The sequence below is a fragment of the Haemophilus sp. SZY H56 genome (genome assembly GCF_054332415.1).
On sequence record NZ_JBTGNX010000005.1, the window covers coordinates 88,877 to 105,809 of the forward strand.

General features: G+C 39.9%; 13 protein-coding genes and 1 pseudogene. 10 read left to right on the forward strand and 4 right to left on the reverse strand.

Annotated elements, in window-relative coordinates; all coding sequences use genetic code 11:
• Positions 1-53 precede the first annotated feature (53 nt).
• Entirely contained in the window at positions 54-1,565 is a 1,512-nt protein-coding gene (gene glpK / locus ACXVWP_RS05125) for a glycerol kinase GlpK (protein ID WP_458473289.1), read from the forward strand.
• A gap of 344 nt (positions 1,566-1,909) precedes the next feature.
• Here glpK and asnA read toward each other — a convergent pair whose 3' ends face one another.
• On the reverse strand, positions 1,910-2,902 hold the full coding sequence (asnA, locus tag ACXVWP_RS05130; protein ID WP_297568413.1) for an aspartate--ammonia ligase: 993 nt from the start codon (positions 2,900-2,902) through the stop codon (positions 1,910-1,912).
• Positions 2,903-3,059: 157 nt separating this feature from the next.
• Here asnA and asnC point away from each other — a divergent pair, with 157 nt between their 5' ends.
• Positions 3,060-3,512, forward strand: coding sequence for a transcriptional regulator AsnC (gene asnC, locus ACXVWP_RS05135; protein ID WP_288669103.1), 453 nt, complete (start codon positions 3,060-3,062; stop codon positions 3,510-3,512).
• Positions 3,513-3,563: 51 nt separating this feature from the next.
• Here asnC and ACXVWP_RS05140 read toward each other — a convergent pair whose 3' ends face one another.
• Positions 3,564-4,859 carry an NAD(P)/FAD-dependent oxidoreductase gene (locus tag ACXVWP_RS05140; RefSeq protein ID WP_297568415.1) on the reverse strand — a complete coding sequence of 432 codons (1,296 nt, stop codon included), beginning with the start codon at positions 4,857-4,859 and terminating at the stop codon, positions 3,564-3,566.
• Between the two features lie 182 nt (positions 4,860-5,041).
• On the opposite strand from ACXVWP_RS05140, the gene ACXVWP_RS05145 reads away from it, so the two are divergent.
• A complete protein-coding gene (locus tag ACXVWP_RS05145) occupies positions 5,042-6,073 on the forward strand; it encodes an extracellular solute-binding protein (protein WP_369866756.1) in 1,032 nt (343 codons plus the stop codon).
• A gap of 42 nt (positions 6,074-6,115) precedes the next feature.
• Here the strand turns inward: ACXVWP_RS05145 and ACXVWP_RS05150 are convergent, their stop codons facing one another.
• Complete coding sequence (locus ACXVWP_RS05150; RefSeq protein ID WP_297568420.1) at positions 6,116-6,592, reverse strand: redoxin family protein; 477 nt, start codon at positions 6,590-6,592, stop codon at positions 6,116-6,118.
• Between the two features lie 9 nt (positions 6,593-6,601).
• Positions 6,602-7,663, reverse strand: a complete 1,062-nt coding sequence (gene msrAB, locus ACXVWP_RS05155; RefSeq protein ID WP_297568423.1) for a bifunctional peptide-methionine (S)-S-oxide reductase MsrA/peptide-methionine (R)-S-oxide reductase MsrB — start codon at positions 7,661-7,663, stop codon at positions 6,602-6,604.
• A 113-nt stretch (positions 7,664-7,776) separates the two neighbouring features.
• Between msrAB and ACXVWP_RS05160 the strand changes: the two genes are divergently transcribed.
• The 7 genes and pseudogenes from ACXVWP_RS05160 (at position 7,777) to pgaB (ending at position 16,929) form a co-directional block, all read left to right on the forward strand.
• Positions 7,777-8,643, forward strand: coding sequence for a DMT family transporter (locus ACXVWP_RS05160; RefSeq protein ID WP_297568426.1), 867 nt, complete (start codon positions 7,777-7,779; stop codon positions 8,641-8,643).
• Between the two features lie 91 nt (positions 8,644-8,734).
• Complete coding sequence (locus ACXVWP_RS05165; protein WP_297568429.1) at positions 8,735-9,625, forward strand: Fe(3+) dicitrate ABC transporter substrate-binding protein; 891 nt, start codon at positions 8,735-8,737, stop codon at positions 9,623-9,625.
• Entirely contained in the window at positions 9,625-10,614 is a 990-nt protein-coding gene (gene fecC / locus ACXVWP_RS05170) for an iron-dicitrate ABC transporter permease FecC (protein ID WP_297568432.1), read from the forward strand. The genes ACXVWP_RS05165 and fecC overlap by 1 nt, the downstream gene beginning before the upstream one ends.
• Complete coding sequence (fecD, locus tag ACXVWP_RS05175; protein WP_140529269.1) at positions 10,614-11,597, forward strand: Fe(3+) dicitrate ABC transporter permease subunit FecD; 984 nt, start codon at positions 10,614-10,616, stop codon at positions 11,595-11,597. The genes fecC and fecD overlap by 1 nt, the downstream gene beginning before the upstream one ends.
• Complete coding sequence (gene fecE, locus ACXVWP_RS05180; protein ID WP_297568438.1) at positions 11,597-12,364, forward strand: Fe(3+) dicitrate ABC transporter ATP-binding protein FecE; 768 nt, start codon at positions 11,597-11,599, stop codon at positions 12,362-12,364. The genes fecD and fecE overlap by 1 nt, the downstream gene beginning before the upstream one ends.
• Positions 12,365-12,574: 210 nt before the next feature.
• Positions 12,575-14,991 (forward strand): annotated as a pseudogene (gene pgaA / locus ACXVWP_RS05185) (poly-beta-1,6 N-acetyl-D-glucosamine export porin PgaA).
• Between the two features lie 21 nt (positions 14,992-15,012).
• The gene (gene pgaB, locus ACXVWP_RS05190; protein WP_297568441.1) at positions 15,013-16,929 is read left to right on the forward strand and encodes a poly-beta-1,6-N-acetyl-D-glucosamine N-deacetylase PgaB; all 1,917 of its coding nucleotides are present in this window, start codon (positions 15,013-15,015) and stop codon (positions 16,927-16,929) included.
• Positions 16,930-16,933 lie beyond the last annotated feature (4 nt).

A 16,933-nucleotide genomic window follows, 5' to 3' on the forward strand; every position in this document is an offset into this window, starting at 1 on the left:
AAAATTTCTTCATTCATTTAATGAGAGTGCCAAACACTCTAAGGAATAGAACCATGACAGACAAGAAATACATCATTGCGTTGGACCAAGGTACCACAAGCTCTCGTGCAGTATTATTAGATCACAATGCGAATGTTGTCGAAATCGCTCAACGTGAATTTACACAAATTTATCCACGTGCAGGCTGGGTGGAACATAATCCAATGGAAATTTGGGCAACACAAAGTTCAACATTAAACGAAGTGGTTGCAAAAGCAGGCATTACCTCTGATGAAGTTGCGGCAATTGGTATTACTAACCAACGTGAAACCACCATCGTATGGGAAAAAGCAACCGGTACACCGGTTTATAACGCGATTGTGTGGCAATGTCGTCGTACTGCAGATATTACAGACAAACTTAAAGCGGATGGTCATGAGGAATATATCCGCAACACCACGGGTTTAGTGGTGGACCCCTATTTCTCTGGTACAAAAGTGAAATGGATTTTAGACAATGTAGAAGGCGCTCGCGAAAAAGCGGAACGTGGCGAGCTTTTATTCGGTACTGTAGATACCTGGCTTGTGTGGAAATTAACCCAAGGTCGTGTTCACGTAACGGATTACACCAACGCATCCCGTACCATGTTATTTAACATCCATACGAAAAAATGGGATGACAAAATGTTGGAATTATTAAATATTCCACGCTCTATGTTACCTGAAGTGCGTAATTCTTCTGAAGTGTATGGCCAAACCAACATCGGGGGTAAAGGCGGCGTACGTATTCCAGTTGCAGGTATCGCGGGCGACCAACAAGCGGCACTTTACGGCCATCTATGCACACGCGCAGGCCAAGCGAAAAATACCTATGGTACAGGCTGCTTTATGTTGCTCCACACCGGTGATAAAGCTATTACCTCTAAAAATGGCCTATTAACCACCATCGCTTGTAACGCCAAAAGTGAACCTGAATACGCACTTGAAGGTTCTGTATTTATTGCAGGCGCTTCAATCCAATGGTTACGTGATGAACTCAAAATCGTTCATGACAGCCACGACTCCGAATACTTCGCACAGAAAGTCCCTGATAGCAACGGGGTATATGTTGTTCCAGCCTTCACCGGTTTAGGTGCACCATATTGGGATCCGTATGCACGCGGTGCAATTTTTGGTCTTTCTCGAGGTTCTAACCGTAACCATATTGTACGCGCAACCCTTGAATCTATCGCTTACCAAACTCGTGACGTATTAGAAGCAATGCAATCTGACTCTGGTCAACGCTTACAATATTTACGTGTTGATGGCGGCGCAACCAACAATAGCTTCTTAATGCAATTCCAAGCGGATATTTTAGATGTGAATGTTGAACGACCTGTCGTAAAAGAAGTGACCGCACTTGGTGCAGCTTACCTTGCCGGTCTTGCAGTTGGTTTCTGGAAAGACCTCGATGAACTTCACGACAAAGCACGTGTAGAACGAACTTTTACGCCTGATAACGATGATGAAAAACGTCAACGTCGGTATAAAGGTTGGAAAAAAGCCGTTAAACGCTCATTAGAATGGGCAAAAGAAGATGCGGAATAATCTTTTCTGACTGATAATAAAATGAGATCAAAATTTCTATTTTGATCTCACCTAAAAGCTACACCATTCACTTAAGGACTGACGTCGATATATTAGACGACGTCCTTTTCTTTTGATTTTAATTAAATTGATCGGCCATCATCGCAATTTAGATCACCATTGATTATCGAAACCATTTACTTCTCTATATGCCACAAATGATTCTTTATTCAGTCTCAATTCGATGATAGACGGCTAAATGACCAGCCAAATCTTCAATAAAAGAAACTACTCGCTTAGTTAGCCATTCAGAGATTACTTTACCATCTCTAAATGGCTGCTAGTAGGCTTATATTCGATATTAACTAAAGAATATGTTGGTATTGTTCTAACATCTCTTTTGGCCATACGCTTGATTGCACTTCACCAATGTGTTTTTTGTGAAGCAACAACATTGCCAAGCGAGATTGACCGATACCACCACCGATGGTGAGAGGTAATTTGCCGTTTAATAAATCTTGGTGCCAATCCATTTTTAAGCGATCTTCATCACCGGTTAAGCCAACTTGTAAACGTAATGCGGATTCATCCACACGAATACCCATTGAAGAAAGCTCAAACGCTTTACCTAACTCAGCGTTCCACACCAAAATATCACCGTTTAAGCCTTTGTAGCCGTTTTCAGATTCAGTTGTCCAGTCATCATAGTCTGGTGCACGACCATCATGTGGTTTACCGTCTGATAATTTGCCACCAATACCAATTAAGAACACGGCGCCATATTCTTTACAAATCGCATTTTCACGCTCTTTGCTTGAAAGCTCTGGGTAGCGTTTCACTAAATCTTCACTGTGAACGAAGGTGATTTCTTTTGGCAAACTTGATGGGATATCAAAACGCGCTTCTACTGCTAATTCAGTTAAACGGATTGCACGATAGATAGAACGTACCGTTTCTTTTAAATAAGCAAAGTTACGACGACCTTCAGGAATCACTTTTTCCCAGTCCCATTGATCCACATAAACAGAGTGAGTTTGATCCAATGAATCTTCATCTGGACGTAATGCTTTCATGTGCACAAATAAGCCTTCGCCTTCTTTAAAGTGGAAACGTGCTAAAGTGTGACGTTTCCATTTTGCTAATGAGTGAACCACTTCATAAACCGCATTTGGGATGCATTTCACGTTTACTTGAACCGCTTTCTCAATGCCTGATAAGTTATCTTGCATACCATTGCCAACTTCACTCAGGATTGGACCTTGCACTTCAATGATGCCAAATTGTTCAATTAAATTTTGAGTAAAGGTGTTCTTCACAAAGCTAATTTCTTGTTGTTGTAAAATAAACGTCTTTTTCATATTTATCCTTCTTTTTTATAATAACTGGTAAGATTTGTTGTGTATTATTTAATAAAATTGCAATTTGTTTCAAGTAATTTCTTTACATTGTTTTAAATGTTGAATATTATCAAAAATAAAGAAGATATTTTAAAAAAGATCTAACTGGGGGTGTTTTATGCACAATATCGATACGCTTGATCGACAAATTCTCCGAGTACTGACAAAAGATGCTCGTACACCCTATGCAGAAATGGCCAAAAACTTTGGTGTAAGCCCGGGTACAATTCATGTTCGTGTAGAGAAAATGCGTCAGTCTGGCCTGATTGAAGGGACAAAAGCGATTATTGATGAGCGTAAGTTGGGTTACGATGTGTGTTGCTTTATTGGCATTATTTTGAAAAGTGCAAAAGATTATGAAAAAGTGATTAAAAAGCTAGACACTTTTGATGAAGTGGTGGAAGCCTATTATACCACGGGTAACTATTCGATTTTTATTAAAGTGATGACACATACGATTGCTGAATTACATTCCGTGCTGGCAACTAAAATTCAGCTAATTGATGAAATTCAATCGACGGAAACCTTGATTTCCATGCAAAATCCTATTTTACGAGACATTAAACCTTAAATGTCATCGAAACAATAAAGGCGTGTATTTAACACGCCTTTTGTTTTTTAATTAACGATAACGATCGAGGAATTTGTAATAGAGTACGCCGATCTTGGTGGCTAAGTTTTTAAGATATTTTCCACCGTAAAACGAAGGGACTTTCAACCCTTCAAAAATTCTCAAACGTTCGTCATTACCTAAAATTGCTTCTGCAATAATGCGTCCTGCAAGTCCAGTGAGAGCGACACCGTGTCCAGAATAACCTTGTGCAAAGTAAATATGCGGTGAAATACGACCAAAATGTGGGCTTGCGTTCATTGTCATATCAATTGGCCCTGCCCAGCCATAGTCAATTTTGACATTTTCTAACTGTGGGAAAACATGCAACATATTGCCACGCATAATTTGCACCATATCTTTTTCTGAGCTTGAGTCACTACCAAATAACAAACGGTTATCCGCACTCAAGCGATAGTAATCGAGCAAGATATTGTTATCGCAAACAGACATGCCATTGTTGATCACTGAGTCAGCCGAGGCTTGATCTAAAGGTTCGGTCGCAATAATAAAGCTCTCGACCGGTAAAATTTTGCGATTAATACCGTGATGAATGGACTTCGGTAGTGCATCAATATAAGCGTTGGTGGCTAAAATAACGTCTTGAGAAATAACCGCACTTTTATCGGTTTTGACTTCAATGCAGCCTGATTTTTCCACTAAATCCACAACAGGCGATTGTTCATAAATCTGCACGCCTAAATCCAAGCAAGCTTTTGCTAAGCCTAAGCAATAGTTTAATGGGTGTAAGTGGCCTGAGTTGCTATCGTATAAGCCGCCTACATAAATATCGCTGCCTAGATGTTGTTTAAGTTTGGCTTTATCCCAAAGTTGCATTTTGTCATAGCCAAAAGTCGCATGGCTGGCTTTTTCCATTTCAATGAGATCGTCCATACGACGTTCATTTAACGCCAATGTGGCATAACCTTTTTTCCAATCACATTGAATGCCATATTTCGCAATGCGTTCGTCAATAATATCAATGGCTTCTAGCGACATATCCCAAAGTTTTTTCGCTTTATCAAAGCCCACTTGAGCAATATATTCATCAATGCCTTCTTCAAAACCATTGATAGCTTGACCGCCACTTCTGCCGGATGCGCCAAATCCGACTCTCGCACCTTCTAGGACAACCACTTTTTTACCTTTTTCCGCCAATTCAAGCGCTGCAGATAAACCAAAAAACCCCGCACCGATGACACAAACATCCGCCTCTTCTTGTTGAGTGAGAGGCATCAGTTCAAAAGTTTGATTCCGACTGTCAAGATAATAAGATTTGATGTGTTCTTGATGTGCAAATTCGAGCATAATTGATGATTAATTAACATAAAATTGAGATAAAGGAAATCTTACCCTGATAGAAAAATATGTCAAACCTTTTGCAAAAAAGGTGCTATACTCAGAAAGTTTATATAAGTAAACAATTACTTAGGGTTTATTTTGATTGTCCTGAGGAGGTCAATAAATTGAAAAAAAATGCTGTTCAATACATCAAATCACTTTGCCTTTCAGCAGTTGCATTCGCTGCAACCTCTGCAGCACTTGCTGCTGAAAAATTGTATGTTTACAACTGGACTGACTATGTCCCATCCAATTTGGTTGCAGAATTTACCAAAGAAACGGGCATCGAAGTGATTTATTCTACGTTTGAAAGTAATGAAGAAATGTATGCTAAATTGAAGCTGACCTCTAGTACAGGCAGCGGTTATGATTTAGTTTTCCCATCAAGCTATTACGTCAATAAAATGGCGAAAGAAAATATGTTACAAGAGCTTGATCACAGCAAATTAAGTAATTTTAAACAAATTCCGGCAAACTTATTAAATAAGGAATTTGACCCAAATAACAAATATTCTCTGCCTTATGTTTATGGCTTAACCGGTATCGGCGTGAATGCAGATGATATTGATCCAAGCAAAATCACAAGCTGGGCGGATTTATGGAACCCAGAATATAAAGGCAAAGTATTATTAACCAGTGATGCACGTGAAGTGTTCCATATCGCATTAGTCTTAGACGGAAAATCACCAAATACTACAAATGAAGAAGAGATCAAAGCGGCTTATGAGCGCTTAGTGAAATTATTACCAAATGTGGTGACCTTTAACTCTGATTCGCCAGAAGTGCCGTATGTACAAGGTGAAGCGTCTATCGGGATGTTATGGAACGGTTCAGCTTATTTAGCACACAAAGAAAACCCAAGCCTCCAATTTGTGTATCCAAAAGAAGGTGCCGTTTTCTGGATGGATAACTATGCGATTCCAAAGGGTGCGAACAATGTTGAAGGCGCGTATAAATTTATCGACTTCTTACTTCGTCCTGAAAATGCGAAATTAGTAGTGGAGAAAATGGGCTTCTCTATGCCAAATGAAGGCGTAAAAGCATTGCTTTCACCTGAAATGGCCAATAACCCAACCTTATTCCCCTCTGCTGAAAATATCGAAAAAGGTATTATGCAAGGCGATGTGGGTGAAGCAGTGGATATTTACGAAAAATATTGGAATAAATTGAAAACCAATTAATAACATCTCAATGAAAGTGTGGTCAAAAATGACCACACTTTTTTATTCCTTCACAAATTGTTTAATTTGATCTGAATTCAAATGACCTGGCTGTGCTTTGATAAGATTTAAATCCTTATCCAACAGCAAATTAAATGGATAACCTAACACATTAGCACGTTTAATAATTTCCCCATTTTCATCCAATAATACCGTAATATTTTTGTAATCCAGACCTTTATACCAATTGATAAATTTTTGACTATTTTGTTCGTTCTTTTGTCCAGGTGAGGCAATCGTAATCACATTAAAATCAAGATTCTTTTCAGCACTGAGATCATCAATTTCCGCTAAGCCTGCTAAGCAAATTGAACACCAAGATGCCCACATTTTAATATAAAGCGGTTTGCCTTGATATTGTGATAAGGTGACGGTTTGGTTATCCAACATCTTCAAGGAAATATCCGCCAAAGACACCTTCTCTTGTGCAAAACTCAATGGACTCAAAAAAAATAAAAGTGCGGTCAATATTTTTCTCATTTTGCCCTCTTATTTCACAAAAGGAATCAAATCACCATAGCCTTGTTTTTCCATTTCATCTAATGGAATAAACTTAATCGATGCGCTGTTGATGCAATAACGCAAACCACCTTTATCACGTGGACCATCGTCAAACACATGACCTAAATGGGCATGACCACTGCGACTTAACACCTCAATACGAGTCATATTAAAGCTAGTATCTTTTTGATATTCAGCGACTTCAGCCGCAATCGGCTTAGTAAAACTTGGCCAACCACAGCCTGACTCAAATTTATCTTTCGAAGAAAATAACGGTTCTCCCGTGGTGATATCCACATAAATACCTGGGGCGAAATTATCCCAATATTCGTTACTAAAAGAGCGTTCAGTATGTTTGCCTTGCGTCACATCATATTGAAGTGCGGTCAATTTTTGCTTTAGTTCTATATCACTTGGTTTTGGGTATTTTTTATCATCAATTAATGGCTCATCCGCTTTTTTGATGTCAATATGACAATAGCCATTCGGGTTTTTCTTGAGATAATCCTGATGATATTCTTCCGCCTCCACATAATTTTTCAGTGGCTCTACTTCAATTTGAATTGGCGCCTGATATTTACTTTGTAAGGTTTTCAATGCCGCTTCAATAACCGCTTTATCTTGCTCATTTTGATAATAAATGCCGGTGCGATATTGTCTGCCACGATCATTGCCTTGCTTATTGATACTGGTTGGATCGATCACACGGAAATAATATTGCAGCAATTTATCTAGCGAAATTTTATTTGGATCGTAAGTCACTTTCACCGTTTCCGCATGATCTGTCGCGTGCAATAATTGATAGTTCGTGGTATCGCCTTTTCCATTGGCATAGCCAGAAACGGCATCAGTTACACCTTGAATGCGTTCCATATAAGCTTCTAATCCCCAAAAACAGCCACCGGCAAGATAAATAATTTGTTGTTCTTGTTTGCTTTCCATTGTCATTTTTTGCTCCCTTGATGAAGTTGTATTATCAGCATACGTTAAACTACTTTGCAAACCGCCAAAAAGTGCGGCCAATATGAGAAATGTTTTTGTATATTTCATTTTCTTTCCTTATTATAGAAAATATCTTCAGCTTACATTTCATTAGACGAAGACAAACCCATTTTCTTACAAAATAAGGCAATTTTTTACCGCACTTTGTGCAAGGAACCTTTATGCCAAACATACATCTCCGCAATAATTATCAAAAAGCTGTTGTTTGTATGGTGTTAGCTTACATCAGCATTGCCTTAATGGGCGTATTTGTAAAATACGCCTCTGATGAATTACCGTCCAGTGAAATTTTATTTTCCCGTTTTTTTATTGGTTTTGTGTTTCTCCTACCTTTTTTAATTAAAGATGGAGATTTCAAAGTTGATATGTCGCAATGGAAATTTCTCGTTTTGCGCAACCTCGCCGGCATTGCCAGTATGTTGTTAACCTTTTACGCCATTAAATATTTACCAATTTCCATTGCAATTTTATTGATGAATACATCCGCACTTTTTGTGCCTTTATTGCTGTTTTTCTTTAAAGTCAAAACACCATTGAAAGTATTAGCTTGCAGCTTTATGGGATTTCTCGGTGTATCCATCATTATGCTGACCAACGGCTCAATGAATATCAACCCTATCCATGTAGGCTATGCCTTAGGTGCTGCCGTCTTGGCTGCGATGGCATTTATCAGTTTACAAGAACTCAATAAACACAATTCACCTAAAAATATCGTGTTTTACTTTCATTTATTAGGCTCGATTTTGTTGCCGCTCTTTTTCATCGCACAGTGGAAAATGCCAACACTGCATGGGTTTACGCTGTTACTTTTAGTAGGCGGATTTGGTCTTATTTTCCAATTATTACTGACTCGTGCCTTTAAATACGCCCCCGCCAATGTCATCACGCCTTTTGCTTTTACTGGCGTCATTTTCTCCAGTATCTGTGACTGGCTATTTTGGGATAACGTACCTAGTCTGAATTTCTGGATTGGTTCATTAGTCATCATTATCGCTGTCAGCTTGCTTGCTAGAATGCGGGCAAAATAGAGAAATCCGACCAAATAGATAAAATATAACTATTCTCAATAACATTGTTTGAATGTATAATCCAAATGCTTTTTATTATTGAGGACACAACATGAAAAAATTATTCAAAACCACTTTAGCTTCTGCATTATTAATGGCATCTGCATTCGCTAGTGCCGTGACGGTTAAAGATGCAAAAGGTGAATTTACCCTTGATAAAACCCCAAGCCGTGTTGTGGCGTTGGAATATTCTTTTGTGGATGCCTTAGCCCAAGTCGGTGTTAGCCCAGTGGGTGTGGCTGACGATAACAAAGTCGATCGTATTTTGCCGCAAGTACGCGAAAAAATTGCCGCATGGCAATCCGTTGGTACGCGTTCTCAACCGAGTCTTGAAGTGATTGCTTCTCTCAAACCCGATTTAATTATTGCCGATCCATCTCGCCATACTGCAGTATTTGAAGAATTGAAAAAAATTGCACCAACGGTGATGTTTGATTCCCGTCATGAAAGCTACCAAGAAAACCTTGAAACAGCACAGAAAATTGGTGATTTAGTGGGTAAAAGCGCTGAAATGAAAGCGAAGATCAATGAACATAATGATTACATTGCCAATATCGCAAAAAATTTAGGTGTGCAAGGCAAAAAAGCCTCATTTGGTACTTCCCGAGAAGATAAATTTAATATCCAAAATGACAATGGCTACGTGGGTAGTTTCTTAACGACATTAGGTTTTGCCCCAACTAAACTCAATAGTGATCAAGCTTTCGTAGAAATCAACCTTGAACAATTAGTGATGGAAAAACCGGAATACTTGTTCATTGCCCATTATCGTGATGAAAGCATTGCCCGGAAATGGGAAGCCGAGCCACTTTGGAAAGCGATTCCTGCCGTAAAAGCAAATCATGTTTACAGCGTTGACTCGGATATGTGGGCCCGTGGTCGTGGCTTAGAAGCGAGCAAAATTATGGCAAAACAAATTGAAGGTTTCGTGAAACAAAAATAATGATGAAGTCCACTTTCCGTTGGGGACTTCCCCTTATCATTCTGGCTTTCCTATTATGGGGAAGCCTGTTTTTGTATTATCCCATCGAAATTCGACCGCTTGCAGCGTTACAAGCATTTCTCCCCGATGGCGATGAAATTGCAAAAATTACCGTAACCGATTTACGCCTACCGCGCGCATTAGTTGGCATGATTTTAGGTGCCAATCTTGCAGTGGCGGGAGCGTTGTTACAAACCATTACGCGCAATCCACTTGCCTCGCCTACACTACTCAGCGTGAACTCGGGAGCTAGTCTTGCGATGGTAACCGCCAGTGCGTTTAGCCCCTTGATTCTTTCTGGTTATAGCATTGCCTTAGTGGCCAGTATAGGTGGTGGTATAAGTTGGTTTGTGGTGATGTTGATCAGCAATGGTTGGAAAGATAATAGTGGAGATCGTAGCCGAGTGATTTTAGCGGGGATTGCCGTATCACTACTTTGTGCCGCGCTCACGAAATTGGTACTCATTATCGCGGAAGATCATGCCTTCGGTATTATGAGTTGGCTAGCGGGCGGCATTGCGCATGCGCGTTGGAATGAATTATTGACGTTATTTCCGTTCTTTATTTTGACCGCACTTTTCTGTCTGTTTTTTGCTAGTCGTTTAAATTTACTCAATTTAAGTGATGAATCTGCGCGTTCACTAGGCATCAATCTCTTCCGTTTACGCTGGTACGCTAACATCATGGCATTATTGATTGTGGGTTCAAGCGTGAGTGTTGCTGGCCCTGTTGCCTTTATCGGCTTACTCGTGCCCCATCTTGCTCGCTATTGGATTGGTTATGACTTGCGAAAATCGCTCCCTATGGCAATGTTACTCGGTGCAATTTTAATGCTCGCTGCAGATACCATTGCCCGAGCGGTTAATTTCCCTAGCGAAGTGCCTGCCGGTGCGGTGCTTGCCTTAATCGGTGCCCCAGTCTTTGTATTATTTGCCAGAGGAAGACACTAATGCGAGCTTCTCATGTATCTTTTCGCGCTATCGGCTTTTATGTCGTCACGCTTAGTCTGATGGTACTACTCTTTGGATTGAGTATTCGTCTCGGCACTTATACGCTTTCCTTTGAGGAAATTTGGGCGGCCTTTCAGCCTGATGATAAAAACTATTTTACCTTGATGGAATATCGCCTACCCCGTGCGGTATTAGCGATTTTATTAGGCGGCGCCTTAGCGATTTCTGGTGTGCTCGTACAAAGCGTGGTGCGTAATCCACTTGCCTCTCCCGATATTTTAGGGATTAACAATGCAGCGGGGTTAATTGCTGTTTCGGTATTGATGTTCTTGCCAAACTTAGCATTTTACTGGATGCCTATTTTTGCCTTTTTAGGCGGTGTGCTCTCTTTTGTCATTTTATGGATCGTGTGCGGTTTTAACTTCCGCCCTATTAAAATGGCAATCATTGGGGTCGCACTTTCCGCATTATGGGCAGCGATTAGTCATTATCTGATGCTCACCAATCCAGTCGAGATCAATACGGCAATGTTATGGCTTACTGGTAGCTTATGGGGGCGCAGCTGGTCTTATTTGAATGTGGTATTACCATGGTTAGTGGTATTGCTGCCCTTACCATTTATTTTCTGTCGCGATCTCGACACCCTTGGTTTAGGTGAAAACAAAGCCTCTACCTTGGGCGTGACCGTAAATAAAGTGCAAATCAGCGTTTTAGTGCTAGCGGTAGCCCTTTCCACTACAGCCGTGGCAATTTGTGGTCCGATTGCCTTTTTAGGCTTGGTTGCGCCGCATCTTGCTCGTCGTTTAGTCGGTGGCAGACATCGTACCTTATTACCGGCGGCCTTGATTATTGGCGCCCTCTTATTACAACTTTCGGATATTTTGGCGCGGGTAATTGACCCACCGACTGAACTGCCGGCAGGTATTCTGACCGCAATTATCGGTGCGCCATATTTCTTCTACTTATTGATGAGAACTAAATAATGAGCATTGAAATCAATAATTTATCTTTAGGTTATCAAGATAAACTCGTGGTTAAAAATCTGTCGCTAAAATTCCCGAAAAATAAAGTGATTGCGTTAATCGGCCCAAATGGTTGCTGTAAGTCCACCACATTAAAAGCGGTGGCTCGCTTGCTTAAGCCAAAGCAAGGCTCAATCACCCATAAAGGCAAGGACATTTGGCAAAAAACTCCTAAAGAATATGCCCAAGAATTGGCTTTTCTCCCGCAGCAACACTTGGTACCCGAAGGGATTAAAGTGCGCGAATTGATCGCTTACGGGCGTTCGCCTTACTTAAATCTCTGGGGCAAACTCAGCCAAAAAGATGAAGAATTGGTTAATTGGGCGATGGCGCAAACACAAACTGCCGAACTCGCCGAGCAGCTGGTTTCCGATTTATCTGGTGGTCAACAACAACGGGTATTTTTAGCCATGACTCTTGCGCAAGATGCCGAATTAGTGCTACTCGATGAGCCTACCACTTATCTGGATTTAAACCGCCAAGCAGAACTCATGGGCATGATGCGACAAATGCAACAAAACGGTAAAACCGTGATTACGGTGTTGCATGATCTCAACCAAGCCTGCCGCTATTGCGATTACTTAATCGTCATGAAAAAAGGTGCCGTAATGGCACAAGGCACACCTGATGAGGTCATGACCGAAGAGTTGCTGAAGGATGTGTTTGATTTGGATGTCATCATTTATCGTGATCCTATCAGTAATACACCGATGTTTATTTTGAAATAACTTTCAATCACTTCTCTAAATATCAAATAGGCGTTTTATTTTACTAAAATGCCTATTTTTTCACCTAAAACACTCGATGTTATACATAACTAATACTTTTTATAGCTCAACTTGAGGTCGGACCACTTTACGAAACTTACACTTTCCTTACATTGTCATAAATATGGAGTTCACAATAAATAATTATAATTAAACATAGTAGAAGTTAATATGAAGTCTCTATCCCATGTCTTTAAGGCAGTGCTATTAGTAGGTATCAGCACCTCAGTAGTACAGGTTGCCTATGCCCAAAAATCCTCTATTGATACCGAACGAGAAAATATCATCATTTTCTCTCGTCAAGGAGAAGCCCAATTAAATCAAGCCATTCCAAAACTTGAGGCCTTATTTAAGAGGACAAACGATATTAAAGTACGCGATGATTTAATTACACTCTATCTGAGGACGAATCAATCCGCTAAAGCACTTTCACTTTGCGAAAGCTGCGCACCAGCGCAATTTTCCCAAAATGAACTGGAAAATTTAGGCAAAGCTGCCCGAAATGAAAAACAATACGACCGTGCCGTTGCATTCTATTCCCAATTGCAAAAGCAATTCCCTGATAATCCAAATGGATGGCTTGGTGGCGCATTAGCCTCCACTGAAACCAAAAACTACAATGCGGCAAAAAATGCACTGAATGTTTATAAGAAACGTTTTGGACAAGATAATGCTTATCTTGATGCAGAAAGTTATTTGCTTGATTTCACTGAACCCGACATGGCTAAACTTGGCCGCTGGCAACGTCAGTTAGAACAAAATCCGAAAAATATCACCTTAATGAGAGAGTTGTATCGTTTAGCATCGAAATACAACCTTCAACCATTACAAGAGAAACTACAAAAAGCCTATCCTGATCAATTCAATCAAAAAGACATGATGTGGTTTGAGCATGGTAAAACGATTACCTCTTCAAAAAATGCGACAACGCCTACACAACAAGAAAAATCATTTGAAGAATTGACCGCACTTTTGGCCAAAATTAATCCTGAGCATCCTCTGTATCAACAAGCATTGCAAGATCGTTTTGTGATGGGTGTTCGCTTGAATAAATTTGATGAAATAGAAGACGATTTCAATACATTACAGGCTCAATCTAATGTACCTGCGTATTTAGAAGAAGCCTTTGGTGATTATTGGGCAGCAAAAGGCTCACCACACAAAGCATTAGCAATTTATCAATCAATTGAACAACAAGCCTTAAACAATAAACTCCTGTGAGCGATGGCTTACTTCATAAACTCTCTCTGACCGCAAGCGATGCAGGCAAATTTGAATTGGCGCAACAATATTTAGAGCGTATGAATTCAAATATTTATATCAATGACTATACCCGAACATCAAAAATTCTGAATCCAGGCTACGATTCTCGCTATTTTGGTTTAGCTCGTTTAGCGTTATGGCGTGGTAACAGCAAATTAGCTCAGCAACTTATTGATGATCGTCTATTTAACAAAACGCCTGGTGATCCATGGGTTATGTTGCAAAAAGCGGAACTTGAGCGAAATCGTGGCAACTATGATGATGCCAAATTATGGGCGGAAAAAGCCGGTTATTTTTTGAGTAAAAATGATCAGCAAGAAGCTCATAATAACCTGGCTGAAACCGCCTTAAGTCAAAATGATTTACCAACAGTTTCAAAAACGATTGATGCAATGAATGAAGAACAACGTCAGTCAGCTCAATCCCTTATTAAGCATTATGAACAAGCGCGTTCCGGCAAAGTTGTAGGGAGTGTCGGCTTACAGCATCGCTCCTCACCAATAAGTTATAGCAATGAAAGTAGCCAAGATTATGCGATTTACACACCGAAAACAGCAAATGGTCACGATCTCTACGTTCATTACTTAGAAACTCGCTCCCCTTATGACAAAGAAAGTCTTATTTCGCGTCGAATCGGTGTAGGCACTGAACTCAATTTCTATCCACTCCAAGTAAAAATGGAAGGTGGGAAAGGCATTAAGCTTAATGATAAAGCCTATTTCTCTACAGAGGCAAATTATACCCTCAACCAGCATTGGTCATTTAATTTAGACGCCAATATTAATGGTAGTGGCACTCCAGTTAAAGCCATCAATAAGGGTGTGTATACCAAAGATATTGGTTTCTCTACCACGTATTCCTATTCCGATATTTTCCAAGCAGGACTAGGTGGTGGCGTCATGAAATTTGATGACGACAACTTAAGAAAAGAAGCCAATTTCTGGTTGAATCTCAATACATTTAAACATGACCGTTGGGCGCTAACCAATAATTTCAGAGTCGATTACAGCAAAAATAAAACCATTGATTCCGCTGAATATTACAACCCATCAAAAGCGACAAGCTTGGAATTCGGTGCGGATTTAAGTTACTACCAACCACTTAATTATGGCTTAGTCTTAAATCATCACCTGAAAGCCAGTGTGGGTGCTTATAAACAGGCTGAACTCAGTCGAGAAAAAATGTGGTCGATTAGTTACGGACACCAATGGCGTGTGGGTAAAAAATTTGGCGTGTCTTATGAAATTGGTCGTAAAAAGAATATTTACGACGGCAGTGCTGAATTCAACAATTTCGGAAATTTAAACTTCTCTATTTATTATTAAATACTTAAGCGGTATAACTTTATGAGATCTCTAAAACATTTTGCAAAAATCATTATTTGCACGCTTTCCCTTTTTTCAGCTTTTGCCTTTGCGCAAGATCGTTATGGCGTATTAGCTTATCACTCCGTTGTTGATGAAAGTGCGGCTGAAAATCAAAAACAGTATTTTCCTCAAACGATTTCAGCCCAAACCTTAATTAAACATTTTAATTGGCTAAAAGAAAACGGATACAACGTGATCAGTTGGCAGCAAGTTATCGATGCTGAAAATGGTAAAGGCACATTACCTGATAATGCGGTATTGCTAAGCTTCGATGATGGCTATGAAACCATGTATAACGTGGTCTTTCCTCTATTAAAGGCCTATAACTACCCTGCTGTTTTTGCGCCAGTGACAGGCTGGTTAGATACGCCGGCAGATCAAAAAATCGCTTATGCCGATAAAATGTTGGATCGTTCAGTTTTTGTCACTTGGGCACAAGTCAAAGAAATGGAACAGAGCGGGCTCGTTGAGGTTGCCTCACATACACATAATCTTCATAACGGTATTAATGCTAACCCAGCTGGTGGTCAATTGCCTGCTGTGATTGCGCCTGAATATAAAAATGGGAAATATGAAACAGAAGATGCCTACAAAAATAGATTGAAATCTGATTTCGCCCGCACCGTTCAAACATTAATCAATCATATCGGTAAGAAACCACGTGTAATGGTGTGGCCTTATGGACAATTTAATGATGTTGCTGTGCAAATTGCACGACAAGCAGGAATGCCACACTATTTCTCATTGGGTGAGAAAATTGTTAATAAAGTTGGCGATAAACACATTGGACGCTTATTACTTAATGCAGAAACCGATCTAAATACCGTTAAAAACTATCTCGATGGTATTGATGAAAGCAAGCAAATTCAACGTGTGCTACATGTTGATTTGGATTATGTCTATGATGCGGATAAAGCTCAGCAAGCCAAAAACCTTGATAAGTTAATCGACCGCATCTATCGCTATGGTGTGACGACAGTTTATCTTCAAGCCTTCTCTGATCCCGATGGGGATGGTGTAGCGGATGCCTTGTATTTCCCAAATAAATACCTTCCTGTACGAGATGATATTTTTGGCCGAATTGCCTGGCAATTGCAAACGCGCGCGGGCGTACAAGTCTACGCTTGGATGCCTGTACTCGCCTTTGATTTACGAAAAGGCGTAAAAGAGGCGGAATATGTCATTGATAGCCGCACTGGCAAGCCTTCAACAAAGGCTTATTTACGCCTTTCACCTTATAACAACCAGAATGTTGAAATCATTAAATCCATTTATAACGATTTGTCATTCTATGCCAAATTTAATGGCATCTTATTCCACGATGATGCGTTCCTAACCGATTTTGAAGGTGCAGAAGGCACTCACGCTGAAGGCATGGTTAGTCCACAAGCAAAACAAAAAACACAGGATTTAATCCAATTAACCCATCAACTCACTGATGCGTTAAAACCTTATTTCTTGCGTGGTTCATATTCTCTTAAAACGGCTCGTAATATTTATGCATCAGTGATCACAACCCCAAATGCAGAAGAATGGTTGGCTCAAAACTTAAAAACGCTCACCGAAAATTACGATACCACGGCCATTATGGCGATGCCATATATGGAAAATGAGCAGCCTATTTCACAAAAAGAAGCCTATCAATGGTTTGCTTCTCTTATTGAAAATGTGAAAGCTCAAGCACCATTAGATAAAGTCTTATTTGAATTCCAAGCGGTGAATTGGCGAACTCAAAAACCAATTCCTGAATCCGAATTGATTGATTGGATGACGCTATTGCAAAAAAATCATATTTATAGCTATGGCTACTATCCGGATAACTTTTTAACAAACCAACCGGATATGAACAAAATGAAACCGTATTTTTCCGTAAATACGAATGCAGGAAAAAAATAAGGAT

What these genes read in the sequence shown, in the direction of transcription:
- ACXVWP_RS05165 (WP_297568429.1), top strand. Translation starts at nt 8,735, where the DNA reads ATGAAAAAATTATTCAAAACCACTTTAGCTTCTGCATTATTAATGGCA.
- asnA (WP_297568413.1), bottom strand. Translation starts at nt 2,902, where the DNA reads ATGAAAAAGACGTTTATTTTACAACAACAAGAAATTAGCTTTGTGAAG.
- glpK (WP_458473289.1), top strand. Translation starts at nt 54, where the DNA reads ATGACAGACAAGAAATACATCATTGCGTTGGACCAAGGTACCACAAGC.
- ACXVWP_RS05140 (WP_297568415.1), bottom strand. Translation starts at nt 4,859, where the DNA reads ATGCTCGAATTTGCACATCAAGAACACATCAAATCTTATTATCTTGAC.
- pgaB (WP_297568441.1), top strand. Translation starts at nt 15,013, where the DNA reads ATGAGATCTCTAAAACATTTTGCAAAAATCATTATTTGCACGCTTTCC.
- ACXVWP_RS05160 (WP_297568426.1), top strand. Translation starts at nt 7,777, where the DNA reads ATGCCAAACATACATCTCCGCAATAATTATCAAAAAGCTGTTGTTTGT.
- ACXVWP_RS05150 (WP_297568420.1), bottom strand. Translation starts at nt 6,592, where the DNA reads ATGAGAAAAATATTGACCGCACTTTTATTTTTTTTGAGTCCATTGAGT.
- fecD (WP_140529269.1), top strand. Translation starts at nt 10,614, where the DNA reads ATGCGAGCTTCTCATGTATCTTTTCGCGCTATCGGCTTTTATGTCGTC.
- msrAB (WP_297568423.1), bottom strand. Translation starts at nt 7,663, where the DNA reads ATGAAATATACAAAAACATTTCTCATATTGGCCGCACTTTTTGGCGGT.
- fecC (WP_297568432.1), top strand. Translation starts at nt 9,625, where the DNA reads ATGATGAAGTCCACTTTCCGTTGGGGACTTCCCCTTATCATTCTGGCT.
- asnC (WP_288669103.1), top strand. Translation starts at nt 3,060, where the DNA reads ATGCACAATATCGATACGCTTGATCGACAAATTCTCCGAGTACTGACA.
- fecE (WP_297568438.1), top strand. Translation starts at nt 11,597, where the DNA reads ATGAGCATTGAAATCAATAATTTATCTTTAGGTTATCAAGATAAACTC.